The following is a 21,716-nucleotide window of genomic DNA, read 5'->3' as shown; positions in this document are numbered from 1 at the left end:
TATTTCAGGTCAGAAAATGCAGGGAAAGCGCCATGTTCTTCTGCATTGCTGCGAACAACATGGCGCAATTGGGCGTGCGTTAACCCGTATGGACGCCAAAGAACTTAGGCAGCCAGAGCGAGATGGCCGGAATATAGGTGACCAGCATCAGCACAAAGAAGAGCGCGCAGTAGAAGGGCAGCATCGCTTTAACGACCTGTTCTATTTTCTGCTTACTCACCGCACTGGCGACGAAAAGCACCGACCCCACCGGCGGTGTAATCAGGCCGATCCCAAGGTTCACCAGCATGATCATGCCGAAATGCACCGGATCGATGCCGAGCGAGAGGGCGACGGGCAGCAGAACGGGCGTCAGGATCAGGATCAGCGGTGCCATGTCCATCAGCGTGCCAAGTAGCAGCAGCATGATGTTAATCCACATCAGGATGACGTACTTGTTATCCGAAATGGAGGTGAAAAACTCGGTAATGCGGCTCGGCAGCTGCATGTAGGTCATGATGGCACCGAACGCGGCGGCGAAGCCGATCAGGATCATCACGATCGTGACGGTTTTTACCGTGCGGTACATCAGCTTGGGCAGTTCTGACCACTTATAGTCTTTGTAGATAAACATGGTCACGAAGAAGGACCATAGGCAGGCGATGGCCGCAGACTCAGTTGCGGTGAAAATGCCGGACAGAATCCCGCCCATGATGATGACCACCGTCATCAATCCCCACAGGGTATCGACAAAGATTTTCAGCGCCTGACGGAACGGTACGCGTTCGCCTTTTGGATAGCCCCGACGATGTGCGAAGCCGACGCACATCACCATCAGCGTTAGGCTGAGCAGCAGGCCAGGCAGGATCCCCGCAATGAACAGCGAAGCAATGGAAACCGTACCGCCGGTTGCCAGCGAGTAGATCACGGAGTTGTGGCTCGGCGGTGTCAAAATCGCCTGCACGGAGCCGCTGGCGGTGACGGCGGCGGAGAAGTCGCGCGGATAACCTTTCTTCTCCATTTCTGGGATCATCACCGAACCGATAGAAGCCGTGTCCGCTACGGAAGAGCCGGATATCGCACCAAAAAATGTCGAGGCGACGATGTTAACCAGCGATAAGCCGCCGCGAATAAAACCGACAAAAATATACGCGAAGCTGACCAGCCGACGAGCGATACCGCCTTCGGCCATAATCGCCCCAGCCAGAATAAAGAAAGGGATCGCCAGCAGCGAAAATTTGTTCACGCCGTTGGTAATCTGAATCATGACGGCCTCAAGCGGCAGATCGATCCAGAACGCGCCAGCAATCGCGCTCAGCCCTACCGCGTAGGCGACGGGAACGCCGACCGCCAGCAGCACGGCCAGTGTGGCAATAAGAATAAATGCATCCATGGTATTGGCTCCGAATTAAGCACTGCCAAGCATTACCACAGGGCGTTTATCCTGCGGGCCGAAGAACATTTTTTCGATGATGAACAGCACGGTGATGAATGAGCCAATAGGCAGCGGCAAATAACTTTCACCTGCGGTTAATAATGGAAACTCCGCGACGGGCTGTTCCCATAATTCCATGCAGAGCACGGTGCTGTAATAGAGAATAAACAGGCTGATTAACAGCATCAGGAGATTCGCAAGATGAACGCAAACCTTCTTACCGGCCTCTGGCAATCTGTCGGTCAACATACTGACGGAAATATGTGAGTTGGAACGGTAACTGACTGCGGCACCGACAAAAGTAAACGTCACCATACAAATAATAGAAATGGGTTCTGGCCAGGATAATGCGGCATTTAAAACATAGCGTGCGAATATGCCGACAGGAATAACAAGCGTCATAATTAATAACGCCAGACCAGAAACCCACATGGCAATACGATAGAGTACATCCATGCTGGAAAGATAAGACTGTGCCATTTGTCCACCTATACTCACTTCGCTGGGTGATAAGCAAAGGATCATTGTTGATATCAGGCTATTAATGGTGGCGGATAAATAGCAGGCTATTTATCCGCTGAGATGAGGTACTGATTATTGGACGTCAGCGACGGCTTTAATCAGATCCTGATATTTGGCACCAAACTGATCGCGGACGGGCTGCGTGGCTTTGAAATAGTACTCGGTATCAATTTCATGGAACTGAACGCCACCGGCTTTCATTTTATCCAGAGATTGCTGAGTATATTCATTCCACAGCACGCGCTGTTCTTGCTGCGCTTCTTTCGCTAGCTTCAGGATAAGATCCTGATCCTCTTTAGAAAGTTTGTCCCATTTGGTTTTGGAATACAGGAACAGCTCAGGAATAATGAAGTGGCGGCTCCAGGTATAGTTTTTCACGACAGGCAGGTAGTTGTGTGCGACAAACGTTGGTGGGTTATTTTCGGTGCCGTCAATTACGCCGGTTTGCATACCGCTGAAGACTTCGCTGACGCCCATGGCAATCGAGTTGGCCCCCATCGCTTTTAGCGTTGCCAGCGCGACCGGGCTACCCTGCACGCGAATTTTCATGCCCTTCAGGTCTTCTGGTTTCACCACCGGTTGTTTGGTGATTAAGTTACGCGTTCCCGCGTCCATCCAGCCCAGAAAAATCAATTTTGATTTACTGCTATGAGTAATCTTGTCACCAATTTCCTGACCGATTTTTCCATCCAGCACTTTATGCAGATGATCTTCATCACGGAAAATATAGGGCAGCGTGAAGACTTCTATTTCCGGTAAAATAGCGGCAACGGGCGTCATTGATACACGGATAATATCAATCGCGCCGAGCTGTGCCTGCTCAATCATTTGTTTTTCATCACCCAATACCCCGCCGGGGAAGGTTTTAATTTCCAGCCTGCCATTTGTGGCGGCTTTTAATTTTTCTCCCATTTTCTGAACGGCGATGACATTAGGATATCCTTCAGGGTGAACATCAGAGGCTTTAATTTGTTGTGCCTGAATCGCTTGGCTCATCAGGAGCGCAGTAGAACCCAGACAAACGCCGATCAATGTTTTCGACAGCTTCATTGAATTATCTCCAGAGGTGGGGTGACATTATCGATAATCAAATGGTGATTTAAAAATATAAACCCATGAAAAATAGCGTAATGAAGAGTGGGTTTAATGATGAGAAGACGACCGCCTATTACGTATTATTGTGGCGTGTGTCAGTATTCTCTGCGAGTTAAGCTAACCTATTATACAACTTCGTAGAATGACTCGTGTCACAAAAGAAAAAGCTAATATGAAATGCTGTTTTATATGGATTTTATTCCTATTTGACTTATAGGAATATACGTAACTTGGTGTTTTTATTTATCTTATTATGTGCATATGTATCTATTTATTTCGGTAAACTTATCGCCAGCCATCATGAAATGGTGTGATAACTTAATGTTGATCACAAAAGCCGATCATAAAAATCTTGGCTATCGCACCGTTTTTTAGTGGGGATCCCCTGCCTGATATATTCCTGAATGCTACTTTTCTTGTCGTTCTTATGCTTTTCCTGCCGATGTGCGAGCAATACCCTCTGAAATCCTGTCAAAACGCAAGGAAAGTGCGTTATCTGATGTAAATAATAATGAGAACGACTATCAATTCGTTCAGGGTTTGGTATCATTTCAGGCTGCGTTATTGCGGCATTATACCTGCGAATATGTGCGGATATTGTACAGAACAGATGATTGTACAGAACAGATGATTGTACAGAACGAATGGTGGAGGCACAGCGTGAAGACGGCTGTCAGTAATACAACTCAACAGGTGTTATCAACCTGGCAAAAAAAACGTGGCGCGTTCAGCGCATTTTCCCGTAGCGTGCTGGTTATCCTGCTGTGTACGGCGGGACTAAGTGGAAATGCGTTTGCGGCTCCAGCAACGGCACCGTTATCGACAGAGAATGCAGCACCAGCCGCTCAGCCTGCTGCTGCGTCGCCTTCCGCTCCTGTGACGACCGATGCACAGGCTCCGGCATCAGCACTCTCGCTGCCTGCCAGTGCGGCACCGGGCACCAATAACCTGATGAAAACCGATTTGTCCGTCTGGGGTATGTACCAGCACGCCGATGCCGTGGTGAAAACGGTGATGATCGGTTTGCTGCTGGCCTCCGTGATTACCTGGGCGATCTTCTTTAGTAAAAGCGTTGAGATGTCTGGCGCGAAACGTCGCCTGCGCCGTGAGTATCTGGCGTTGGAAGAGGCGAAAACGCTGGACGACGCGCTGGAAACCGCAGAGGCGTTCAAAGCCGGCAGCGTTGCACAGCAACTGCTGGTCGATGCGCAGAACGAACTGGAGCTTTCCGCACGTTCTGATGACAACAACGGAATTAAAGAACGCACCGCGTTTCGTCTGGAACGTCGCGTAGCGGCTACCGGGCGTCACATGGGGCGTGGTAACGGCTATCTGGCGACGGTCGGCGCGGTTGCTCCGTTCGTGGGGCTGTTCGGTACGGTATGGGGCATCATGAACAGCTTCATCGGTATCGCGCAGACGCAAACCACTAACCTGGCAGTCGTTGCGCCGGGGATCGCCGAAGCCCTGCTGGCAACGGCAATCGGTCTGGTTGCTGCGATTCCTGCGGTGGTCATCTATAACGTCTTTGCTCGTTCGATTGCTGGCTACAAAGCGATGGTCGGCGATGTGGCTGCACAAGTGCTGCTGCTGCAAAGTCGCGATCTCGACGTGGCTGCCAGCAACGATAACCGGGCGTCTTCAGCAGCGCATAAACTGCGGGTGGGTTAAGTCATGGCGATGCATTTGAAGGAGGACGTGAGTGATGACGGTGAAATGCATGACATTAACGTCACGCCGTTCATTGACGTCATGCTGGTTCTGCTGATTATCTTCATGGTGGCGGCCCCGCTGGCAACGGTAGACATTCGTGTCGATCTGCCAGCTTCATCGGCGGTACCTCAGCCGCGACCGGAAAAACCGCTCTATCTGACGGTAAAAGCGGATAAGCAAATGTTCCTGGGTGAAGAGGTGGTTAGCGAGCAGTCGCTAGCGCAGGTGCTGGATGCGAAAACCAGTGCCAACAAAGAAACGACCATCTTCTTTCAGGCTGATAAAAGCGTCGATTATGAAACCATCATGAGCGTGATGGATTCACTGCGTAAAGCGGGCTACCTCAAGGTCGGCCTGGTTGGTGCGGAAACCGCTGCCGCTAAATAACGGCAGAGGGTTGTGTTTCAAGAAGGAATGCGGGGTGAAAATCCAAACCGCATTCCTTTTTTTATATCTACAGGTTTACGTCTACAGGTTTATGTCTGGATGATGGCAAGCGCTTGGGCGTTGGCCTACGCCCGCGAATCAGGATGACGCCAGTGAATACGCGTCGGGATATAGCGTCGATCTTCTTCAAGCGGCTGTTGTGCAATCAGGCTGGTCACCATCTCAAAGCTGCTGCGCGCCAGATTTTCACAATCCTGCGCCACGGTATCGATCTTCAGCGGTAAGCAATCAAACAGATAGTGATCGTCAAAGCAGCACAGTCGAATGCCGCTTTCCATCAGGTTATGCTGGTTCATATAGCGCAGCACGCCTTCCATCAGGCCACAGGCGGCAACAAACAGCGCTTTTGGCGGACGACCCAGCGTTGCACATAGCTGAGCAAACATTTCATAACCCGCGCTAGGGTGATAGCTGCCGTGAATAATCCACTCTGGCTTGCAGTCGATACCTGCGCGCGTCAGTCCAAGCTGGAAGCCTTCCAGACGGTGGCGAGTTGGGGAGATTCGCGGCTGGCCGCCAAGGAAATAGAATTCATCACGATGCTGGCGAGCGATACGTTCGACCATTTCCGCCGTGGATTCTACCGCTTCGGAAATCACCATCGGCAGCGTGGAATCACCAATCACTCGGTCAAACTGTACGACGGGCAACTGCTGATTAATTTTCTGATATTCGACATCGCTTAACAGGCTGGAAGCGACAATCAGGCCATCGACCTGACGCTGCACCAGACTGTTGACTGCCATCATCTCCTGACTGGCATTTTCATCGGTGCAGGCAATCAGCAGCTGTAGCCCTGCTTCACGGCACAACATTTCCAGCTCGCGGGAAATCACGGCAAAACCGTAGTTGGTCATTTCCGGCACCACCAGCCCCAGCGTGTTGCTACGTGAGGAACGCAGCGAACGTGCGTGAATGCTGGGCTGATAACGTTGCTCGTGCGCGACGGCTAAAATGCGATCGCGGGTTTCATCAGAAACGCGAAACTCTTTGCTGCGCCCGTTAAGTACCAGACTGGCGGTGGATTTTGATACACCGGCCAGCGCGGCGATGTCACTGATTGTTATGCGTTTAGTCGGTTTCACCGCGAGGTCTGCTATCAGAAAAAAGGGAAGTTATTCTATCACGCATGGCGCTAACAGCCAGTGCTGTAGCGTTAATTGCCCAGAGCCGCTGAACGTGATGACTGCCTCGCTTTCCGGGAAATGGCGTGCAGACATCACGGCTTCGCCGTCGTTGATAAAAATTTCAACGCTGGAGCGATCGCACAGGATCTGCAATTGGCTCAGGTCGCCGCGCCAGTAGCGATGCTCGGGCTCGCCGGTGCGACGGTTGCGTCGGCTCAGCGTGACGCGTTCACCGTCCCAACAGAGAACCAACTGGGAAGCGAGGTTGAGCTGGAATTCCCCCTGCACGGTGATGAGGATTTCCGCGCTGCTAGCGTCAAGCGGAGAGGCGTAGTCTGCGGCACCCTGCCAGGTGTAATGCAGTCCGCGCAGTTGCTGCAACTCGCGCGCGGGACGTTGATAAACGCGATCGTCATGCAGCGTGAGTTCACGCGGGCAGGTCATGGTATGGATCCAGCCGTGTTCGATCGTCGGTTCAAAAAATTCATTGTCGTCAGGAATCGACATCCAGCCGAACAGCAGGCGTCGCCCGTCTTCACTCAGCGTGGTTTGTGGAGCGTAAAACTCGAAGCCGAGATCCAGTTCGTGGAAATCCTGATGCGGATAAGCGCCGTTTTCGTAATTGAGTGAGCCAATAAAATAGCCAGCCTGAAAGGTATTCAGATAGCGTTCTTCTTCGGCGGGAACGCCCTGTGGGCAGCAAATCAGTACGTCTTTGCCATCCAACGGGAACAGGTCTGGGCACTCCCACATATAGCCAAAATCACCTAGCCCGCCCAAACGGGAACCGGCGATCTCGCCGATCTTTTCCCATGCCAGCAGATCGGCGGAACGGTAGAGCAGCACTTTACCTTGCAGATCGAGATCCTGTGCGCCGAGCACCATGTACCAGTGGTCGTCATGGCGCCACACTTTGGGATCGCGAACGTGGCCGGTGTAGCCGTCGGGGAGCGTCAGAACCGCTCCCAGCTTGTCATATTCACCGTTAGGATTCTCACGGGCGAGGCACTGAAACGCGGTGCGTGAGCCGTCATCGTATTTGACGTTACCTGTGTAAATCAGCGTGATCGCGCCATGATCCACCACGGCAGAACCAGAGTAGCAGCCGTGACTTTCATAGCTTTCGCTCGGTACCAGCGCGACGGGTTCATGCGTCCAATTCACCAGATCGGCGGAACTCCAGTGCCCCCAGAATTTCGCTCCGTGGGCACAGGCTAAAGGATTCCACTGATAAAACAGATGGTAACGCCCGTTGTGATGAATAAATCCGTTCGGATCGTTGAGCAGACCAACGTTCGGAGACAGATGCCATTCCGGGCGATACGGATCTTCCTGTTTCCGTGAATGGCCTGACATCAGGGCGTGCGCCATGCGCTTTAGTAAGTGGACTTCCTTCATTATTCGCTATCCGTTTTATATTTCAGCAGTAAGGAAATGGTAAAGGCAGCACCGAACGCAATTAACATCCCAATCAGGTAGTTAAGCATTGAGCCCCCTTGCACAATCGCCAGTCCCGGAAAACCGGTCAGCCCGACGGCCGTCATATTGACGTGATTGAAGACCACCCATGCGCCACCGAGCGCACCGCCTGCCAGCGCCGCCAGGAACGGTTTAATGAAGCGCAGGTTGATACCAAATATCGCTGCCTCTGTGATGCCTAACAGACAGGAAAGCCCGGCGGGAACGGCTATCGCTCGGGTTTTGGCATCACGCGTTTTGAAGTATACCGCCAGACACGCGCCGCCTTGTGCCACGTTCGCCATCGCCCAAATCGGCAGCAGGAAGTTGACGCCGATATTCGGGTTGCCAAGCAGTCCGGCTTCAATGGCATGGAAGCTGTGATGAACGCCAGTGATCACGATAACGGAGTAGAGGCCGCCGAACAGCAAACCGGCCAGCCAGCCAGCATGAGCAACCAATGTGCTGAGAACCAAAGAAATGCCATCGCCCAGCGCGCGTCCGGCCGGGCCGATGAGCAGCATGGCAACAAAGCCGGAAATGATGACAGTCAGGAACGGTGTGACGATGATGTCCAGCGCGTCCGGTACGATCTTACGCAGGCGTTTTTCCACGATGCTCATGAACCAGACAGCCAGCAGAACCGGAAACACGGTGCCCTGATAGCCGATCATGGCGATGTCCATACCGAAGAAGTGCATGGTCTGGAAACCACTGGCGACGCCCCAGGCGTTGGTCAATGCTGGATGCGTCAGGATACCGCCCAGTGTCGCGCCCAGATAAGGGTTGCCGCCGAATTCCCGCGCGGCGGTAAAGCCGATCAGAACAGGTAGGATAATAAATGCTGCGGAGCTGAACATATCCAGCATCACGAAGATCGCGCTACTGGAATCGACCCAGCCGTAGGTCTTGATCATGCCCAGCAGCCCCATCAGCAGACCGGACGCGATAATCGCCGGCATGATAGGGACGAAGATGTTCGATAATAGACGCGCCAGACGTTGCAGCGGGTTCAGCTTTTTCGCGGCAATAGAGGCGGCTTCGGATTTACTCGATTCACTGATGCCTGCCGCTTTGATGAATTCGGCGTACACCTTGTTAACCAACCCTGTGCCGAAAATGATCTGCATTTGTCCGGCATTCTGGAAGCAGCCCTTAACGCCATCGACGTTCTCGATCGCTTTCTTGTCGGCCAGACTGTCATCATTCAGCACCAGACGCAGGCGAGTCGCACAGTGGGCTGCACTGGCGATGTTCTCTTTCCCGCCGAGAAGGGGGATGAGCGCGGCGGCAGTAGCGTTGATATCCATGTTATTCCTCTTCTTTCAATAGGATATGCTGTTTCTTTGGCGTCGATTAGCGCGTAATCGACGCCAAGGTCAGACAATTATCAGAACCAGGTTTCCATCTGGATACCGAAGTTCCATTCGCCGCCTGCTTTAAAGCCGGTGGAGCCAAACGTGTCTTCACTGGAGTAGTTATCCAGTCGTTTATCCCAGTCCATGTAGCTGGCAAACACGCGCAGTTCAGGGCGGCTAAAGAAGTTACCGATATCGCCGACCTTGAACGTTGGTGCGAAGGTCAGCTTGTAGAAGCCGCCGCTAACCTGATTCAGGCTCCGATAACCGCGCGGATCGAGGTCCATGTATTGATAGCTGCCTTCATAGGCCAGTGCAAAGTTTTCGGTGATTTCCTGAATCAGGCGCGCATTAAACGTCACCCATTCGTAGCTATCCCCGCTGACGTAACGGTCTTTGCTGGTTTGCGCCAGAATGGACGGCGCGAAGCTCCAGGTCTTGTTCAGCGCCGTTGTGCCGTAGGTCGCAAAGCGCCAGGTGTTGGCATCGTTGGTCAGGTTGCCATCGGCGCCGATGTTCTTCACTTCGCCGCCCAGTCCGTGACCGTAAAGGATCGCGGTTTTCGATGTCCCGTCGCGCAAGCCGTAGAAGCTGTCGCCGTGGTAAGCCACCATCGCGTGATAGCCTTTGTCACCCGCATTAGGGTTACTGATCCAGGTTGATGTATTTCGTGCATTGGCGTTTTGGATGTCGCTTGCTCTGGCTTGTTCTACGTCGTTATTTTTAGCGCTTAATCCACTCAGCATGAACTGGAATGGCCCGACGTAGTTATTAGCAGTGAAGACGTAGTTTTTGATGTCGTTATCCAGCGAGGTAATTTCGCCGAGGCTGCGGCCATACAGCGAGAAGTTACTCTTGGCGCTATCCGCCCATTTCACGTCATAGATCCCGCCGCCGGTGCCCGCGAGGAAGACCACGTCGCTGTCCAGCCAGTGAATATCGAAGTTATCGCGATCGAAACGTTTACCTGCCCACAGCGTAGTGTCCTTAAAGGCACCGGTGAAGGTTGGCAGTGAACCCAGCTCGACGAACGCTTCACGGATATTCAGGTCGCTGGTGGCCGCCGTCCAATCGTTATAGCTGCGCTGACCGTCCGCCATCATCACCTTGAAGCGGGTGGTTGCGCCGTTATCCAGCTTCTGTCTGTGCTCCAGTTTGATCTCAACGTAGGTGTCGTCTTCATTGCCTAAACGGCCAATATGTCCGCCAGTTTGACCCGCAGGGGACATGCCCGGCCCGATATCGGTTTTGGCACTGGTGGCAGAATCATTGATCGACAGGCCAGAACGCGCGTAGCCGTGGAATTCAAATCCATCAGCGAACGACTTCTGCTTGGCCAGCGCCGTTGTACGCTGTTCCACCTGCTGGGTTTTCTGTTCGGTTTGGGTCGTGCGGGTCGCTAACTGCTGGGTTTGTTTTTCAGCGGCATTGGCTCTGGCTTCGGCGGCCTGAGCGCGGGCTTCTGCCTGTTGCAAACGCTGTTCCATGGCGTTCAGACGGGCTTCAATACTGTCGGTGTTGGCAGCGGAAACATAAAACGGGGAGGAAAGTAATAATCCTATCGTCACAGCAAGGTGGCTTGGCTTCATTTTTTCGTTCTCGTCGTGAAGGAGATTTATTGTTTTTTGGATTTCTCGTGTTTAGCTAAATTGCTAAACCGGTTTTTCATGAGGAAAATAAAAGCCAAAAGAAGGGTTAGCAAGAAATTTCACTTACCCGATTCTGTAACTGTGATCCTGACTACAAAACCGGGCGGTAACCGTATCAAACGAGGGGATTAGCGCTTGGCTAAGGGCGTGCGTGCAACTGCTGAGCGTAGGGGAGTGCGGTCATCGCGCCTTTTGCCGTGGTGGCCAGTGCTCCGCACTGCTGCGCCTGCTCGATAATCGGGTCCCAGCTCTGCGGCTGTGACAGATCGTCATACTGCGCCAGGCCGTGCAGCAAACCGGCGACGAAGGCATCCCCCGCGCCAGTGGTATCGACGGGCGTCACCGATGGTGCGGCAAAGTGCCGTAGCTGGTGGCGATCGTGCAGCCAGACGCCTTCGCCGCCCAGCGTCACCAGCAAGAGTTGGGTAGGGTAGCGCTGCATAAATTGCTGAATCCCCGCTTCAACATCCGGTGTTGAACAGAGAAAGGCCAGTTCTTCACGCGATAGCTTCACCACGTCGGCCAGCATCAGCGCCTGTGTCAGACAGTCGCGCAGTTCCTGCTCGCTTTGCCAGAGGTCGTCACGGATATTCGGGTCGAAGCTGATCCATCCCTGTGCGGCTTTCACCTGCTGCATAGCTGCAAACGCGGTACTGCGTGAGGGCTCCTGCGAAAGTGCAATGGAACAGAGATGCAGCCACTCTCTCTGGCTGAACACTGGCAGGTCTTGCGGCTGTAAAAACAGATCGGCGCTTGGGCGAACCATGAACGTGAAGGTGCGTTCCCCTGTTTCATCGAGGCTCACGACCACGGTTGAGGTTCGATGGAGCCTGTCGTGTGCCATATAGCGGGTATCAACGCTTTCCTGTTCCAGCACCGTTTTTAGAAAATGGCCAAAAACATCGTCGCCGACGCGACCCACAAAGGCGCTGTTTCCCCCGAGTCTGGCAATACCGACCGCAACATTGGCAGGCGCGCCGCCAGGGCATTTCAGATAGCGTTCCGTATCTTCCGGGATGAGATCGACAACCGCGTCGCCCATGACCCAAATTCTGTTTGCCATAACGTTACTCTTATCAATGATTATTAGACTGTTTGCTAAAATAGAAGAATCGGTTTAGCTAAGCAATACTCTTCACCACAGAGACACACCCACATCAATAAAACGCACATTTCCACATCGCGTTGGCGAAAATTCATGCGATAGTCATCACGTTGCCACGGTCATCGGACTAAATAAACGGGCCTGTTATCCGATATCTATGGGGCGTGGCTGAATTAAGCCGGAAATCAAGCCGCAAAAAAGGACGAATGGAGAAGGATATGCATTACCCCACCTTTTTCCGGGTTTGTCCCGGTGCGTAATTACAACCTGCTTTGGGGAATATGGGCGATATGGGCTTTATTGGTGATCGCCTGGCTTGTTGATATTTATAGCGAATTTCCCCTTCGATATTATGGTCAGGGAGTGGCTGCTGTACTCGCCACAAGTGCCACGATCGCATTTTTCTATACTGTTAAAAGGAATAACACGATGTTTTCATTCGATAAAAACAAAAAAGACGCCAAAGAACCGCAAGAGCGCAGTGAAATAAACAGCTCTCCCGCTATCAGTCCATCGAACGAGTTGATTAATTCAGTGAACCCTGTGCGCGTGAAAAAAGACACCTTCATTTCTCAGGGCGCGCGTATGACGGGCTCTCTGGCCGTGGATGGCAACATTACCGTGGAAGGCCGGGTAGAGGGTGATGTGCAGTGTGATAACACGATTAAAGTGGAGCACACCGGTCAGATCAACGGCGAAATGAAATCGCAACAGATCGTCATCAACGGTCGCGTAGAAGGACGTATAGCCGCCAGCGTTGTAGCCATTCTGGCGCAGGGAAAAGTATTCGGCGATATTTTCACCGATGAACTCTCCATCGAAAAAGGTGGCGTCTTCACTGGCCAATCCCACCCGCTGACCCCGCCAGCGCAGAACCAAGAAAAACTGACCTACGTGGAAAAGAAAAAAGAGAAACCTGGCAAAGCCCCCGCAGAGCAAGAGAACGTCGTCGCGCTAGCGAGCAATACGCCAACGGCGTGATAGCGTCGGGAAAGGTCACTCTGACAGGTAAAACCTATGGACAAGGAAGACATCATCGACCGACGCTATTTCCACTATTGGGGAAAAGCAAAAAGATCGGCGGATGCGCTGGAGGGGGATGATTATCATCTTCTGCCTTATCACGGTTTGGATGTGGCGGCCTGCGGTTATTTCTTATTAAAGGGAAACTATTTTCAGGCTAACCATGTGCTGCGTGAACTGGCATCTGGCGATGATGATGTCGCCGCATGGTTTGCGTATTTTCTGGCCTGGCACGATATCGGAAAGTTTGCCCGTGGTTTTCAGGGCAAATATGCTAATCCTGATTCCCCGTTAGTCCCGCATTCGGGGCAGTCTGGGAGGGACAGGCATGACGATCTGGGCTTCTGGCTATGGACGATGCGTGATGACATTCCCAATTTATTTCCTTTCGGGACGAAAAAGCCCACTTCGGTAGTGAAAGATACGCTGGGGATCTGGCTGAATATCGTCACCGGGCACCACGGCAAACCAGCAGCGGCGTGCAAAGGCAGCCTGGCTTTTCATCGTGATGATTATCTGGCGGTAGAACATTACCTGCATGACCTGGAAACGTGCTTTCCCGAAGTGTCTACGTTCCCAGCCTGTTTCGCTGATAAAGGCTGGCGAAACAGGCTGAAACAGCAAAGCTGGGCGCTGGCGGGGTTGACCGTACTGGCGGATTGGCTGGGTTCACGCCAGCAAGATTTCCGTTATTGCAGCACGCCGATGCCGCTTGAAACCTACTGGCACGAACACGCGCTACCGACGGCAGAAAAGGTTGTCTCGTGCTTGCCACGAACCCCGTCTCCTGCCCCTTTTCATTCTATCCCACAGCTCTTTCCGTTTATTCAACGGCCAACGCCGCTGCAACAGCAAGCGTTGGAAGCTGATATCTCCGCTGACGGGCCGCAGCTTTTCATTCTGGAAGACGTAACTGGCGCGGGGAAAACGGAAGCGGCAATGATACTGGCGCATCGGCTGATGGCGCAGCAAAAAGCGAGCGGTATTTATGTCGGCCTGCCGACAATGGCGACGGCGAATGCGATGTACCTGCGGCTTGCCGAAGCCTACCGCACATTATATTCACCAGAGCACAACCCTTCTCTGATGCTGGCGCACGGGGCGCGGCATATGTCATCAGCTTTTATGCAATCGCTGTGGGAAGGCGACAGTCAGGGGCAGGCGCAGTATGACAAGGAAGAAAATGCTGCCAGCAAAGACTGTAACATCTGGTTTGCGGACTCACGTAAGAAAGCGCTGCTGGCAGATATCGGCGTGGGTACGCTCGATCAGGCGCTGATGGCGGTGATGCCATTTCGCCACCAGTCGCTACGGGTGTTGGGGCTACAGAACAAGCTGCTGATTCTGGATGAAGTACATGCGTATGACGCCTACATGAGCAAGCTGATCGAGCTGTTGATTGGTTTTCATGCGCAGCAGGGGGGCAGCGTGATTATCCTCACCGCGACGTTGCCGCTTAATTTGCGGGAAAAGCTGGCGTGGGCGTTCGCGCAGGGGATAGCGTGTGAAGCCGCACAGCCCGATCCCGGGGCGACTTATCCGTGGATGACGCAGTTAACGCGTGAAGGACTACGGGAAACGGCGCTCGAAACGCGGGCAGAAGTACGGCGCGAGGTCAAGATTAGCTGGTTGACGGAACGGTTGCAGGGCATTGAACGTGTGAAAACTGCCGTGGCAGCGGGGCAATCGATCTGTTGGATTAGGAATACGGTGGATGACGCCATCGCCGTGTATCGTCAACTCATTGAGGCGGGTATTGCTGAGGAAAATATGTTGCTGTTCCACAGCCGTTTTGCCTTTTGCGATCGTATGGCGATTGAGGAACAGGCGCTGGCGTGGTTTGGCAAAGACAGCACGCCGGAGCAACGTGCTGGCAAGGTGCTGATTGCTACGCAGGTTGTCGAGCAGTCGCTGGATATTGATGTTGATAACATGATTAGCGATCTCGCGCCTATCGATCTGTTGATTCAACGCGCGGGGCGGCTACAGCGGCATATTCGGTTGCTCGATGGGCGACGTAAAACCGAGACGGACACCGCGCCGCTGAAGGATGAGCGCCCGGCGGCAGTGCTGTACATTATGGCACCGGTCTGGCAGCCGGAAGCGGAGGCTGACTGGCTGGGCGATGAACTGCACAATAGCGGCTATGTTTATCCCGATCATGCTGCGCTGTGGCGTACGCAGGCGATATTACGTGAACACGGTGCGATAAAAATGCCGGAAGCGGCGCGACTGCTGATCAACAGCGTGTATGAAGAACAGATCGCGGTGCCGCCGGCCTTGGAAGCGATAGCTAACAAGGTTCTGGGAGAACGATATGGCCAGCGTTCAGTGGCGGGTCAGTCATCGTTGGCGCTGGTACACGGTTATTGTGCTCAATCCAGCGAAGCAGGCTGGAGCGATGCGGTGGATATCTCTACCCGCATGGGAGAAGAGACACAGGATCTGTATTTGGCGTGGAAAGCGGAAAACGACGGCGAACTCCCGCAGCCTTACGCCACATCGGAAACTTTCGCCTGGGAGCAGAGCCGCGTGCAGGTTCGGTTAAGCTGGTGGCAGAAGCGTAAAACCGGATTACTGATACTGGAAGGTGACATGCTGGAACAGTTTCGGCAGCGGTTACACCGCCCACAGGCCGAAGTGCTGCTGCTGAATCGGGGTGAAACCCACGCATTTTATAGTGAGCGGGTGGGGCTAATGCTCAGTCGATAAATGTCTCTATAGGCACATTAAAATAGCGAGAAAAATCCTTAACTTGCTGCAATGTCATGGTTCGCTTACCGTTAATAATGTCGGAAATGACGCTTTGCGTTGCAATTTGCTTCAAATCTGACTGTTTCAGCCCTCTTTCTTCAATAAAAAAAGCTAAGGCTTCAGCCTGACTGACGTGGGGCACATCCCGATTTTTCTTTTCATATTCATAGACTCTGTCTGCGATTAGCTCTGCGAAAGTGGCTGGAATATCATTGACATCAGAAGAATAGAGGTAAAGTTGATTGATACACTCCATTCTTTCCTGAAGATCGTTATCGTCTTCAATAGGTTCCATACAGGCAGAGAGCAAAACAGACAGGCTGTTAAGCTGCTCAGAGGCTTCCTGAAGCAGAAGAGGTAAATTTTCGATGAGCCCACTGATTCCTACAGAACTGTTAGAACCCAGAGATGTATTTCGCATAATTCACCTTTTTGTCTTCGTTTGAGCTTTCCACCACTTATCGTACTCGGCGTGAGAGCACACGTCTTTCACATACAAAGAGCCCGTATTAGGGTTTAACCATGCTATGATTCTGCAACTTTTACCATTAATATCAAATACATATATATCAAGTGGTCCTTTGCGGCTTTCGTTTTCTAGCAATGCGAAAGGTATGCGATCGACATTCCAGCAAGATGTATTTCGCCATACATGACATAACTGTTCGTAGGATTCAAACCGCAGTGATGGCTTGTCAAAAACATCCAGCCATAACTTCAAACCAACTTTCCATTTCGCATGCTTTTTCATCGCGTCGGTGATGGCCTTGGCTGAGATGACTCTCATTCTTGCTCCCTAATAATATCGCAAATTGCGATAATTGCAAAAATACGGCGTATTCGGTACCCCACAGAGCGCGCTGTTAACATACAAAATATCCCTTTTTGCGGAAGATCTTTTTCTGCTATTCCCTGTGGTTTGTGCCAATTAAATAGCGCTTGCTGAGTGAATCTGACAATCGCTTAACGATTGGCTGATGCCACGCGTAACGTGTCCGTTATCGCTTTGAAGTCATTCGGATTCTCACGCCCAGTAGTCGGGCTTGCGGCAGCGAGGCAACTATATCGCCAGACGTTGGAAGCAGGCAAACAGGAGTTCCCACCCTTGTCATACTGATTGAAGCTTTTGCGAGCAGTGCCGTAATTGGGGTGTTTATCGGTTAGTTATTTGCAAGGAATATGCTGGTTTCGTGCGATGAAGTGGCTTAAGAATAGTGAAATAGTGGTGCACGAAATGTTCACTACTTTGACATACAGCAAACGAATGCGAGTCCGTATTTACCCTCAGCCACAAACGTGAGCCATCTCTCTGGCGTCGCGGGCTGAATGCGTTAAAAAAGAGACGGTAGAACCAGCCTTAATCAGGATTGCCGCAGGGATGCGGCACACACAGGAGGTACGATGTTTTCATTGATTGAAGAACCTTGGTTGCCCGCCGTCTTTGCGGATGGTCGGATGGGTAACATTTCCCCGCAACAGCTCCCCGACGACAATATTATCGATCTCGCCTGGCCGCGTGCCGATTTGCAGGGCGCGGGCTATCAGCTTCTTATCGGCCTGCTGCAAACCGCCTATGCCCCCGCCGATGACGATGACTGGAGAGAGATTTGGGAGAACGGGCTTGGCCTCGATTTTCCGCAAGCGTTAGCCACGCTGGCACCGGCGATGCAGTTTGGCGCACAGAAGCCCGCGTTTATGCAGGATTTTGCCACGCTCGACAGCGACCCGACGCCAATTTCCGGACTGCTGATCGATGCCCCCGGCGGCAACACGCTCAAGCTGAATAAAGATCACTTCATCAAGCGCGGCACGGTCAGTGCGATGTGCCCGCACTGTGCGGCAATGGCGCTGTTCACGCTGCAAACCAATGCGCCATCTGGCGGGCAAGGGCATCGCACTGGGATGCGCGGCGGTGGGCCGATCACCACGCTGCTCATGCCGGAAGAAACCGGTCTGCCGCTGTGGAAAAAGCTCTGGATGAATGTGGTGACGCAAGAGGTAATGCCCAAGGGGAAACCCGATGCCACGGTGTTCCCGTGGTTAGCTGCTACGCCTACCAGTGATGGCGCTCACCCGCCCGTGACGCCGGAAAATGCGCATCGGCTGCAAGCCTATTGGGGCATGCCGCGCCGCATTGAGCTGGATTTCACCACGCTACAGGCGGGTGAATGTGATTTGTGCGGTACGGAATCGGCCACGCTGCTCACGCACTATCGCACCAAAAACTATGGCATCCAGTACGACAGTTGGCGGCACCCGCTCACTCCCTATCGTCATGCGCTGAAAGGCGATGCCCCTTTTCTGTCGGTGAAAGGGCAGCCGGGCGGGCTGGCGTATCGTGACTGGCTGGGGCTGCTGATTCAGGGAGAAGATAAGCTCAATAGCACCTTTCCCGCGACGGTCGTGCACCACAATGCCCGGCGAGATGAACTGCGTAGAGAGTCTGGGCTGTGGTGTTTTGGCTACGATATGGACAACATGAAGGCTCGTTGCTGGTATGAGCACCACGTTCCGCAGTTGTTTGCCTCTGCCCGTTTTCGTGATGATCTCCTTGCGCTGCGTGAATATAAAGACCATTTGCAACTGGCGGTGGAGCTGGCGCGAGACAGCGCTACGCTGCTGCGTCAGATGATTAAAGAAGCCTGGTTTTCACGCCCTAAGGACGCAAAAGGGGATTTCAGCGCCATTGATGTCGCGTTCTGGCAGGAAACGGAATCCAATTTTAGGCGGCTGTGCCAGTCGCTGGCGCAGGGTGACGCTCCCGCTATGGCGCTGAAAACGTGGCGGCAGGCGCTCTATCGTTACCTGTTGGAGAACTACGATGCCCGCGTGTTTAGCAACCCAGACGAACACCGCGATCTGGTTAAGGCGGCGGGAACGCGGAAAAAGCTGAGCGCGTTTTTCTATAAGCAAAAAGCGGCAGAAACCATTAAACAAATGCAGGAGGCAGTGGATGGCTAACACGGCTGATCTTTTGGTCATCGGCAAAGATGATGAAGACAAAATTAATCGCTGGTTTGAGGCTTTGCAAAACCGCCATAACACCACCAGTAACGGACGGGCGCGGCGTGCTGAACTGCGCCGAGCTAAACCCCCTTACGGTGTGCTGACCTGTCCGGGATATCACGATCTGGCGGGGAAGCTGGCAGCGAGACTGAAAAAAGAGCACCACATTGTGGCGCTGGCGATTTTTGTTTCTGTCGCGGCACATGCGGCGAAAAACATGTTGAAGACCAGCTTTGCCGCCCAGCTCGGTGAAAAACAGGGCGGCGACCGTCCGTTTCTCTCCCCTTTACGTTTTGAACGGCTCCAGCGGTCGCAAACGCCGGAAGAACTGTATCGCCAGCTTTTTCGCGCGGTACAAATACGCGGTGAGGCAGGCGTGAACCTCCCTTCGCTGGCGGACGGTATTTTCCTGTGGGCGGACGAGTGGCAGGCGCGGCAGGAAAACCGCGCGCCGACGCTTCACCCTTTACGACGCAACGCCGTGCGCTGGGCGTGCGAGTATGCGCAGGCCTCACAAAACCTCACCGCCGATGAGTCAGACACTACAGCAATGTTAACGACAGCTTCAGACAAGGAATAACTGATGACCACTTTTATCCAGCTTCATTTTTTAACCGCTTATCCGTCTTCCAACCTGAACCGTGATGATGCGGGTCGTCCGAAAACCGCAATCGTCGGCGGCGTCGAGCGTTTGCGGGTGTCCTCGCAAAGCCTGAAACGTGCATGGCGCACTTCTGAGGTTTTTGAATCCGCAATGGACGGCCATATCGGCACTCGTAGTCGCCGCATAGGGCGTGATATCTATGCGGCGCTGATTGCTGGCGGTATGAGTGAAAAGCTGGCCGATGAGGCGGCGAAGAGCATTGCTGAGCAGTTCGGTAAACCGAAAAAAGAAGAAAAAGGCAGTAAAGACCCGCAGGAAAAATACGATATCGAACAGCTTGCTCATTTCAGCGTGCAGGAAAGGGCGCTGATCAATCAACTGGTTGCTCGCCTGATCGCAGAATCACGTAAGCCGAATAGCGAAGAGCTAAAGCTACTGCGTAAGGACGCCGCCAGCGTTGATATCGCGCTGTTTGGCAGGATGCTGGCCGCCGAGCCAGAATTCAATGTCGAAGCGGCCTGTCAGGTAGCACATGCGCTGGGCGTGAGTGCCGTCACCATCGAAGACGATTTCTTCACGGCGGTGGATGACCTGAATACGTCAGCCGACAGCGGATCGGCGCATATGGGCGAACAGAGCTTTGCCTCGGCGCTGTTCTATCACTATGTCTGCATTAACCGCGATCTGCTGCTGGAAAATCTGAATAACGATGAAGAGCTGGTGGCGCGTACCCTGCGTGCGCTGACGGAAACGGCGCTGACCGTATCGCCGGGTGGCAAGCAGAACAGCTTTGCCAGTCGGGCGCTGGCAACCTATGCGCTGGCAGAGAAGGGAAGCGATCAGCCGCGTACCTTGTCGGTCGCGTTTTTCAAACCTATCCGCAATGACGATCAGGTCGATAACGCCATCGAACTGCTGCGTAAACAAAAAACCAAATTTGATCGGGTGTACGCCTCTGCGGGCAGCGTTCCTTCCTATGAGCTGAACGTGGAAGCTGAAAGTGAGGGCGGTTCACTGCAAGGGTTACTGGATTTCATCAGCCAGTAGGAGCGCGATATGGATAACTATCTGGTCTTCCAGATCTATGCTCCGCTGGTGTCGTGGGGGGAAGTCGCGGTTGGTGAAGTGCGTCATACCTCTACGGTGCCCAGTCGTTCGGCGTTACTGGGGCTGTTGGCAGCGGCGCTGGGGATCCGGCGTGACGATCGAGCCGCGCTGACGGTTTTCAACCAGCATTATCACGTGGCGGTGCGGCCGCTTTCCGATCGTGAAACCTGGTTGAATGACTACCACACGGTGCAGATGCCGAAAGAAAACCGCAAAGTGCCGCGCTACACAAGGCGTGATGAACTGCGGCCAGAGGCGGGACAATCGCTCGAAACTATGCTGACCTCACGCGAATACCGCTGTGATGCCTATTACCACATCGCCATTAGCGCCACGCCGGATGCGCCTTACTCGTTAAGTGCGCTGCGGGACGCGCTGTTATCACCAATGTTTACGCTCTATTTCGGACGTAAAAGCTGTCCGCCTGCGCTGCCGCTGGCACCACACCTGTTTGCTGGCACGCTGGCTGAGGTGTGGCAATTAGCGAAGCAAACACCAGCACTGAACGACCTCGCATTAGAGACGATCGGTCGTGCCGAAGGTGTGTGCTACTGGGAACAGGAAAACGACACGGGGCTAACGCCGCAATACCGCGTCTCACGGAACGATCAGCCGGCCGATCGACGGCGCTGGCAATTCACTTCCCGCGTGCAATATGTCGGCAGTGAAAAGGGAGAGGAATGATGTATTTTTCCAGAATAACACTGCAACTCAATGCGTTGCCGCGCGTGATGGCGGAAAAGCGGCTTCACGCAGGGGGCTATGCCAGCCACCAGTGGCTCTGGCAACTTTTCCCCGAACAGCCACAGCGGTCGTTTCTGTTCCGCGAAGAAGCGCATGAGACCAAAAGCCTGTTTTACCTGCTCTCCGAACAGGCTCCGCAGGTGGGTCATAATCTATTTCAGGTAGAAACCAAACCGTATCAACCGCAGTGGCATAACGGCATGACGCTGGCATTTTCGCTGCGTGCTAACCCGGTGGTCACGCGGGACGGCAAGCGTAGCGATGTGCTGATGGATGCGCGTCATCAGGCAAAAGCAACTGGGCTATCCGGTGTAGAACTGTGGCAGCACCAACAGCAGCGTGCTCATGACTGGCTGGTGCGTCAGGGGGAAAACGCGGGCTTTGCGGTGTTGTCGTGTCGGGTCGATGGCTATCAACGTCACCGCCTGAACAAGCCTGGCCAGTCTGCGGCGATTATGTTCAGCAGCGTGGATTATGACGGGGTGCTCCACATTACGGATGCTGAACGCTTTGCGACGGTTGCCCGACAAGGGTTAGGAAAAAGCAAAGCATTGGGGTGTGGCCTGCTGCTATTGAAACGGGCGTAGCCT

At 53.4% G+C, this 21,716-nt stretch carries 19 protein-coding genes; 9 read left to right on the top strand and 10 right to left on the bottom strand.

Translation table 11 applies throughout. The annotated features are described in order from the left end of the window. Positions 1–79: 79 nt before the first annotated feature. From QWJ20_RS08925 to QWJ20_RS08915, 3 genes are all read right to left on the bottom strand, one after another. Positions 80–1,372, bottom strand: a complete 1,293-nt coding sequence (locus QWJ20_RS08925) for a TRAP transporter large permease (protein ID WP_039482152.1) — start codon at positions 1,370–1,372, stop codon at positions 80–82. Positions 1,373–1,387: 15 nt separating this feature from the next. Further along, on the bottom strand, positions 1,388–1,894 hold the full coding sequence (locus QWJ20_RS08920; protein ID WP_433992327.1) for a TRAP transporter small permease: 507 nt from the start codon (positions 1,892–1,894) through the stop codon (positions 1,388–1,390). Positions 1,895–2,008: 114 nt separating this feature from the next. After that, positions 2,009–2,986: a TRAP transporter substrate-binding protein gene (locus tag QWJ20_RS08915; RefSeq protein ID WP_433992326.1), complete on the bottom strand. Its 978-nt coding sequence runs from the start codon at positions 2,984–2,986 to the stop codon at positions 2,009–2,011. Positions 2,987–3,691: 705 nt separating this feature from the next. On the opposite strand from QWJ20_RS08915, the gene exbB reads away from it, so the two are divergent. Beyond that, positions 3,692–4,702, top strand: coding sequence for a tol-pal system-associated acyl-CoA thioesterase (gene exbB / locus QWJ20_RS08910; protein WP_119889074.1), 1,011 nt, complete (start codon positions 3,692–3,694; stop codon positions 4,700–4,702). A gap of 3 nt (positions 4,703–4,705) precedes the next feature. Continuing rightward, on the top strand, positions 4,706–5,131 hold the full coding sequence (gene exbD / locus QWJ20_RS08905) for a TonB system transport protein ExbD (protein ID WP_095701354.1): 426 nt from the start codon (positions 4,706–4,708) through the stop codon (positions 5,129–5,131). A gap of 125 nt (positions 5,132–5,256) precedes the next feature. Here exbD and QWJ20_RS08900 read toward each other — a convergent pair whose 3' ends face one another. The 5 genes from QWJ20_RS08900 to QWJ20_RS08880 form a co-directional block, all read right to left on the bottom strand. Beyond that, positions 5,257–6,276, bottom strand: a complete 1,020-nt coding sequence (locus tag QWJ20_RS08900) for a substrate-binding domain-containing protein (protein WP_039313680.1) — start codon at positions 6,274–6,276, stop codon at positions 5,257–5,259. A 30-nt stretch (positions 6,277–6,306) separates the two neighbouring features. Continuing rightward, a complete protein-coding gene (locus QWJ20_RS08895) occupies positions 6,307–7,716 on the bottom strand; it encodes a glycoside hydrolase family 32 protein (RefSeq protein WP_433992325.1) in 1,410 nt (469 codons plus the stop codon). Beyond that, positions 7,716–9,086 (bottom strand): sucrose-specific PTS transporter subunit IIBC, encoded by a 1,371-nt coding sequence (locus QWJ20_RS08890; RefSeq protein ID WP_433992324.1) that lies wholly within the window; start codon positions 9,084–9,086, stop codon positions 7,716–7,718. Before QWJ20_RS08890 ends, QWJ20_RS08895 begins: the two co-directional genes overlap by 1 nt. 80 nt (positions 9,087–9,166) lie before the next feature. After that, positions 9,167–10,723 carry a carbohydrate porin gene (locus QWJ20_RS08885; protein WP_433992323.1) on the bottom strand — a complete coding sequence of 519 codons (1,557 nt, stop codon included), beginning with the start codon at positions 10,721–10,723 and terminating at the stop codon, positions 9,167–9,169. A gap of 199 nt (positions 10,724–10,922) precedes the next feature. Further along, positions 10,923–11,846: an aminoimidazole riboside kinase gene (locus QWJ20_RS08880; protein WP_433992322.1), complete on the bottom strand. Its 924-nt coding sequence runs from the start codon at positions 11,844–11,846 to the stop codon at positions 10,923–10,925. Positions 11,847–12,317: 471 nt separating this feature from the next. On the opposite strand from QWJ20_RS08880, the gene QWJ20_RS08875 reads away from it, so the two are divergent. Then, positions 12,318–12,869 carry a bactofilin family protein gene (locus QWJ20_RS08875; RefSeq protein ID WP_433992321.1) on the top strand — a complete coding sequence of 184 codons (552 nt, stop codon included), beginning with the start codon at positions 12,318–12,320 and terminating at the stop codon, positions 12,867–12,869. Positions 12,870–12,905: 36 nt separating this feature from the next. Then, positions 12,906–15,623: a CRISPR-associated helicase Cas3' gene (cas3, locus tag QWJ20_RS08870; protein ID WP_433992320.1), complete on the top strand. Its 2,718-nt coding sequence runs from the start codon at positions 12,906–12,908 to the stop codon at positions 15,621–15,623. Here cas3 and QWJ20_RS08865 read toward each other — a convergent pair. Further along, positions 15,613–16,086, bottom strand: coding sequence for a helix-turn-helix domain-containing protein (locus tag QWJ20_RS08865; protein ID WP_433992319.1), 474 nt, complete (start codon positions 16,084–16,086; stop codon positions 15,613–15,615). The two genes, cas3 and QWJ20_RS08865, sit on opposite strands and share 11 nt — an antisense overlap. A gap of 3 nt (positions 16,087–16,089) precedes the next feature. Continuing rightward, on the bottom strand, positions 16,090–16,452 hold the full coding sequence (locus tag QWJ20_RS08860; protein WP_433992318.1) for a type II toxin-antitoxin system HigB family toxin: 363 nt from the start codon (positions 16,450–16,452) through the stop codon (positions 16,090–16,092). Positions 16,453–17,066: 614 nt separating this feature from the next. Between QWJ20_RS08860 and casA the strand changes: the two genes are divergently transcribed. The 5 genes from casA to cas6e are packed head-to-tail and all read left to right on the top strand — an operon-like array spanning position 17,067 to position 21,713. Then, on the top strand, positions 17,067–18,626 hold the full coding sequence (gene casA, locus QWJ20_RS08855; RefSeq protein ID WP_433992317.1) for a type I-E CRISPR-associated protein Cse1/CasA: 1,560 nt from the start codon (positions 17,067–17,069) through the stop codon (positions 18,624–18,626). Continuing rightward, complete coding sequence (gene casB, locus QWJ20_RS08850) at positions 18,619–19,251, top strand: type I-E CRISPR-associated protein Cse2/CasB (RefSeq protein WP_433992316.1); 633 nt, start codon at positions 18,619–18,621, stop codon at positions 19,249–19,251. Before casA ends, casB begins: the two co-directional genes overlap by 8 nt. Positions 19,252–19,254: 3 nt before the next feature. Further along, positions 19,255–20,322 carry a type I-E CRISPR-associated protein Cas7/Cse4/CasC gene (gene cas7e / locus QWJ20_RS08845; RefSeq protein WP_433992315.1) on the top strand — a complete coding sequence of 356 codons (1,068 nt, stop codon included), beginning with the start codon at positions 19,255–19,257 and terminating at the stop codon, positions 20,320–20,322. A 9-nt stretch (positions 20,323–20,331) separates the two neighbouring features. Next, positions 20,332–21,066, top strand: coding sequence for a type I-E CRISPR-associated protein Cas5/CasD (cas5e, locus tag QWJ20_RS08840; protein ID WP_433992314.1), 735 nt, complete (start codon positions 20,332–20,334; stop codon positions 21,064–21,066). After that, complete coding sequence (gene cas6e / locus QWJ20_RS08835) at positions 21,066–21,713, top strand: type I-E CRISPR-associated protein Cas6/Cse3/CasE (RefSeq protein ID WP_433992401.1); 648 nt, start codon at positions 21,066–21,068, stop codon at positions 21,711–21,713. The genes cas5e and cas6e overlap by 1 nt, the downstream gene beginning before the upstream one ends. Positions 21,714–21,716 lie beyond the last annotated feature (3 nt).

This window comes from Pectobacterium sp. S5, assembly GCF_051707265.1.
GTDB lineage: Bacteria > Pseudomonadota > Gammaproteobacteria > Enterobacterales > Enterobacteriaceae > Pectobacterium > Pectobacterium polare.
Note: the sequence above shows the minus strand (reverse complement) of the source record. Positions and strands in the feature narration are given on the sequence as shown.

Bases quoted from the DNA above. Each gene is read 5' to 3' on its own strand.
- QWJ20_RS08925 (WP_039482152.1), bottom strand. From the start codon at position 1,372: ATGGATGCATTTATTCTTATTGCCACACTGGCCGTGCTGCTGGCGGTC.
- QWJ20_RS08920 (WP_433992327.1), bottom strand. From the start codon at position 1,894: ATGGCACAGTCTTATCTTTCCAGCATGGATGTACTCTATCGTATTGCC.
- QWJ20_RS08915 (WP_433992326.1), bottom strand. From the start codon at position 2,986: ATGAAGCTGTCGAAAACATTGATCGGCGTTTGTCTGGGTTCTACTGCG.
- exbD (WP_095701354.1), top strand. From the start codon at position 4,706: ATGGCGATGCATTTGAAGGAGGACGTGAGTGATGACGGTGAAATGCAT.
- QWJ20_RS08895 (WP_433992325.1), bottom strand. From the start codon at position 7,716: ATGAAGGAAGTCCACTTACTAAAGCGCATGGCGCACGCCCTGATGTCA.
- QWJ20_RS08890 (WP_433992324.1), bottom strand. From the start codon at position 9,086: ATGGATATCAACGCTACTGCCGCCGCGCTCATCCCCCTTCTCGGCGGG.
- QWJ20_RS08885 (WP_433992323.1), bottom strand. From the start codon at position 10,723: ATGAAGCCAAGCCACCTTGCTGTGACGATAGGATTATTACTTTCCTCC.
- QWJ20_RS08880 (WP_433992322.1), bottom strand. From the start codon at position 11,846: ATGGCAAACAGAATTTGGGTCATGGGCGACGCGGTTGTCGATCTCATC.
- QWJ20_RS08875 (WP_433992321.1), top strand. From the start codon at position 12,318: ATGTTTTCATTCGATAAAAACAAAAAAGACGCCAAAGAACCGCAAGAG.
- cas3 (WP_433992320.1), top strand. From the start codon at position 12,906: ATGGACAAGGAAGACATCATCGACCGACGCTATTTCCACTATTGGGGA.
- QWJ20_RS08865 (WP_433992319.1), bottom strand. From the start codon at position 16,086: ATGCGAAATACATCTCTGGGTTCTAACAGTTCTGTAGGAATCAGTGGG.
- QWJ20_RS08860 (WP_433992318.1), bottom strand. From the start codon at position 16,452: ATGAGAGTCATCTCAGCCAAGGCCATCACCGACGCGATGAAAAAGCAT.
- casA (WP_433992317.1), top strand. From the start codon at position 17,067: ATGTTTTCATTGATTGAAGAACCTTGGTTGCCCGCCGTCTTTGCGGAT.
- casB (WP_433992316.1), top strand. From the start codon at position 18,619: ATGGCTAACACGGCTGATCTTTTGGTCATCGGCAAAGATGATGAAGAC.
- cas7e (WP_433992315.1), top strand. From the start codon at position 19,255: ATGACCACTTTTATCCAGCTTCATTTTTTAACCGCTTATCCGTCTTCC.
- cas5e (WP_433992314.1), top strand. From the start codon at position 20,332: ATGGATAACTATCTGGTCTTCCAGATCTATGCTCCGCTGGTGTCGTGG.
- cas6e (WP_433992401.1), top strand. From the start codon at position 21,066: ATGTATTTTTCCAGAATAACACTGCAACTCAATGCGTTGCCGCGCGTG.